Genomic DNA, 242 nt, shown 5'->3' with positions numbered 1-242 from the left:
CTGGACGGCGCCAGCACGAGCGACATGCCCCTGTACCGCATACCCATCACCAACCTGTCGGTCGGAACGCCCGTCCAACTCTTCAAAGTCCTCACGCCACTGGACACCGTGGGGGATTCCGTAACCCCCACTCAGTACACGTTCTCGAATCCGGAGCGCAGCCAGGTGATCGGTTGTGTGCCGGACCGTGACCGGATCGTGAGGATATCGGGGATGGTGGTGCTGGGATCGGGCACCCTGTG

Annotated in this window: 1 protein-coding gene; it reads left to right on the top strand. The window is 62.8% G+C overall.

Features of this window, described 5'->3' with window-relative positions; translation table 11 throughout:
- Positions 1–24 precede the first annotated feature (24 nt).
- The coding region (locus H7U32_RS10625) for a hypothetical protein (RefSeq protein WP_204469966.1) at positions 25–242 on the top strand (218 nt) is incomplete at its 3' end.

Source organism: Bifidobacterium pullorum subsp. saeculare (assembly GCF_016899725.1).
Classification (GTDB): domain Bacteria; phylum Actinomycetota; class Actinomycetes; order Actinomycetales; family Bifidobacteriaceae; genus Bifidobacterium; species Bifidobacterium pullorum_C.
This window is presented reverse-complemented; position numbering and strand designations above follow the sequence as displayed.